The sequence below is a fragment of the Limosilactobacillus gorillae genome (genome assembly GCF_001293735.1).
GTDB classification, from domain to species: Bacteria; Bacillota; Bacilli; order Lactobacillales; family Lactobacillaceae; genus Limosilactobacillus; species Limosilactobacillus gorillae.
Genome location: NZ_BCAH01000002.1, coordinates 1 through 3,598, shown reverse-complemented (window position 1 = coordinate 3,598; position 3,598 = coordinate 1). Strand labels below are relative to the sequence as shown.

Genomic DNA, 3,598 nt, shown 5'->3' with positions numbered 1-3,598 from the left:
TTTTTTTTTTTTTCAAGCAGAAGACGGCATACGAGATGTAGAGAGGTCTCGTGGGCTCGGAGATGTGTATAAGAGACAGGCTTAGAAGTAGTAACGCACTAACGTGCTTCTTCATGGTGTGGCTACATCATCGGGTGGTTGACGGCACCCGTTTAACTAACGAGATTTACTCATTAGCTGTTAATTTACTAAAAGATGGGCGTTCATTGCCGCTAATATATTGCGTGCCTAGAAGTTGGATGTTCATAGCGCCGATGCGATCATCATTGGATTGATAGCCACAGCGATCACACATGTACAAATGTTGCTGATGATTACGGTTATTTTTGTAAATACGACCACATTTTGGGCAGCGTTGACTCGTGTATTTAGCCGAAACTTGAACTACTTCACTTCCAGTTAAATGAGCCTTGTAGGTCAAGAACTGTGCTAATTGATAGAAAGCCCAGGATACCTGTTCATAACGTTTTGCTTTTGCTACTTTTTCAGTTGCGAATCGTACATTAACTAGATTTTCCAAAACAAAGAGAGTATTAGTTCCATAACGATTAACGAGTGTCTTTGATAACTGATGATTAATATCAGTCATCCAGCGGTTCTCTCGTTGACCGATTTTCTTTAAGCGACGTTTAGCAGATTTAGTCCCCTTGCTTTGTAGTTTTTGACGTAATTGCTTGAATTTGCGTCGTTTGCGTAGCACTTCTTGACCTTGGAAAAACAATGTTTTTCCTTGTTCATCATAGACGGTCGCTAAAAATCGTAATCCTCGATCAATACCAACCACATGCTGCGATTGTTTCTTTTGGTAATCTGGCAGCTCTTTCGTTGCACTAATGTGCATGTACCACTTATTGCCAATATGGAGAATCTTAGCCATACCAAATTGCCAAGTGCCATCTAAATATTGATCGAATCCTTGACAGGTAAATAGTGCTTTTATACGTCCATTAATTGTATTGATAGACATAATATGATTATCTTTAAGCGACCAATCACGATTACGCTGCAAGTCTAACTGAGGACGTTTAAAGTTAATGGGATACCATAACCAATCTAGAGTACGAGGCTCACTTTTCCAAATATCGTTGCCGTATTGATCTTGCTCTCCAGTATTATAACGATAAGGCTTTTGAGTTAACTGTGTTTTAACCGTTCGATAACGAGCAACGACATTACGGATCGCCGATTGAGCCATTTGTGCTTTTAATCCATAATCATTTCGCAACCGGTGATACAATGCCTTGTTTAACTTTGCTTGTGCCATCTCAAAATTATGGTCAAACATATATTGGGAAACTGTGTTACATGCTTGTCGATATTGTTCTAAGGATTTAACTAAAACCGCTTCATCTAGTGATGACTGTAACTTTAATTTGCACTTGATAGTAACAGCTTGCTGCATTAGGTTCACCTCACTTTCTTCATACATCTATTATATCATATTTAGATGTGAAAAAAGGGAAAAGGTCAAAAAAGAAGCACCGTAGGTGCTTGAGTGGGGGCTTTCCTCCCATCACTAAAGTGACGGGTATCCAGCCCATAATATATCAATGAAGCAGTGGCCAACCTTAATTCTAATTACCTTATGCAATACGGTAGCAATCACGCTATTAAACGAAGTAATCGTATCATTTATTCATCAACATGATGTATTTGGTCGGTGGTCGGCAATTGTCAGTACACTAAGTGGTTTTTTAGTGGCAACCTATCAACCGTTGGGGTTAATGCCGGATATAATGCAAAAATTGATTAAGTTATTCCCCTCTGCGTATGCTGCAGCGGCTTATCGTCAGATCTGGATGAAAGATCTCATTAACGATAATGTCCCGTCACAGGGACGCAGTGAACTGATTAAGCAGTTAGGGATTGGCTTAAGGATTCACGGAAGTCGCTTAACAGTTAATCAGGAAATGATAGCCATGTTGTGTGGCGGGGGCATTTGTTTGGTGCTATTAGTGCTAGTGAGTGGTCTTCATACTGAGGAATATTAAAAAAATTGAGTTAAGAGAATCTTTACCGCGATCCTACGCTGGTGAGTAAGCAATATTAACGCGTGCTTTTATGAACAGGTATGTAAAACGCCCACTCTGTCATACCGACGGGTGGGTGTTTGTCTTATTATTTGGGGAACTTATTTAGCATTGGAAGGATCCTACCACCATGATAAGGGCGCCAGCGATTCAAAAGAAAAAGCCTTATTCACTGGAGAATAGGCGCGGTGGGGCATGCGGAGTAAATTCGCGGTATAATGAAGCAATCAAAGAAAAAGGGGACGCGAGATGATGCGCTTTATTTCATGGAATATTGATTCAATCAACGCCGCTTTAACGGGGACGTCTGCCCGGGCCGAAGAAACCCGGACGGTGCTAGAAAAGATTAAGGCGGCTGATCCAGACGTAATCGCCATTCAAGAAACGAAACTGTCAAAGAATGGTCCAACCAAAAAGCACCAAGGGATCTTAGCGGACCTATTTGAAGAATATAAGATGGTGTGGCGGTCTTCAGTTGAACCGGCGCGTAAGGGGTACGCGGGAACGATGTACCTATATAAAGAAAAATTGGTCCCAACGGTAACCTACCCCGTGATTGGGGCCCCAGAACCAATGGACGAAGAGGGGCGAATTATCACCCTTGAGTTTGAGGACTTTTACCTAACCGAAGTTTACACCCCTAACTCAGGGACGGGCCTGAAGCGTTTGGCTGAGCGTCAGGAGTGGGATGATCGTTACCGTGAGTACTTGGCAGGCTTGGATCAACAAAAGCCGGTGATTGCTAGCGGTGACTTTAATGTGGCCCACGAAGAAATCGACTTGGCTCACCCGGCCAATAATCATCACTCGGCTGGCTTCACTGACGAGGAGCGGAATAAGTTCACGGCCCTCTTAAAAGCGGGCTTTACGGATTCTTTCCGTTACCTGCATCCGAACGAAACCGGGGCCTATTCATGGTGGGCCCAGCGAGCGGTGACTAGTAAAGTAAACAATTCGGGATGGAGGATCGATTACTGGTTGGTCAGTGATCGACTTGCTGACCAAGTGGTTTCATCAACAATGATTGACTCTGGTGATCGCCGTGATCATGCTCCAATTCAGTTGGAAATTGAATTGGCTAAGTAATTATTTAAATTAGTAGCGCCCTTAGGTACCTGTTTAGAGGCAGCTAGGGGTATTTTTACGCCCTTTAAGGGGGTGAAAGATAAAAAGTTCTAGAAAAATTTACCGAACAATTATTGAATATGAGTTCATGTTTGGTCATATAAACGGGTAATGATAACGGTTGAAAATTCGGTACGTGGTGGGTACCGTTCGGTGATTAAGGCTAAGAGGTTGATTTTTAGAAAGCGAGGAAGGATTGGAGTTAATTTAGGTGCTTGACGAAATTAAGGAAAATGAGTATAGTTATATACCGTTGTCACGGCAAAGCGCTGGTGATGACAAGATAAAATTAAAATTGTTGCTTGACGACAAGTTAACAATTTGGTATCATATAAAAGTTGTCAATTGCAAGAATAGACAAGCGGTTAAAAAACAAATTTTAAAAACTTGTTGACTTACAACTGGTGATATGATACAATTAAAACCGTCATCGAGATAACTTA

The 3,598-nt window shown here is 41.7% G+C and carries 3 protein-coding genes; 2 read left to right on the top strand and 1 reads right to left on the bottom strand.

Annotated features, from left to right (window positions below; all coding sequences use genetic code 11):
* Positions 1-166: 166 nt before the first annotated feature.
* Positions 167-1,402: an RNA-guided endonuclease TnpB family protein gene (locus AOQ57_RS00110; protein ID WP_093623990.1), complete on the bottom strand. Its 1,236-nt coding sequence runs from the start codon at positions 1,400-1,402 to the stop codon at positions 167-169.
* Positions 1,403-1,697: 295 nt separating this feature from the next.
* Between AOQ57_RS00110 and AOQ57_RS00105 the strand changes: the two genes are divergently transcribed.
* Both AOQ57_RS00105 and AOQ57_RS00100 read left to right on the top strand, forming a co-directional pair.
* A complete protein-coding gene (locus tag AOQ57_RS00105; RefSeq protein ID WP_093623988.1) occupies positions 1,698-1,991 on the top strand; it encodes a hypothetical protein in 294 nt (97 codons plus the stop codon).
* Positions 1,992-2,282: 291 nt separating this feature from the next.
* A complete protein-coding gene (locus AOQ57_RS00100) occupies positions 2,283-3,116 on the top strand; it encodes an exodeoxyribonuclease III (RefSeq protein WP_093623992.1) in 834 nt (277 codons plus the stop codon).
* Positions 3,117-3,598 lie beyond the last annotated feature (482 nt).

Excerpts from the sequence above, each read along its gene's own strand:
- AOQ57_RS00100 (WP_093623992.1), top strand. The coding sequence starts at position 2,283 with ATGCGCTTTATTTCATGGAATATTGATTCAATCAACGCCGCTTTAACG.
- AOQ57_RS00110 (WP_093623990.1), bottom strand. The coding sequence starts at position 1,402 with ATGCAGCAAGCTGTTACTATCAAGTGCAAATTAAAGTTACAGTCATCA.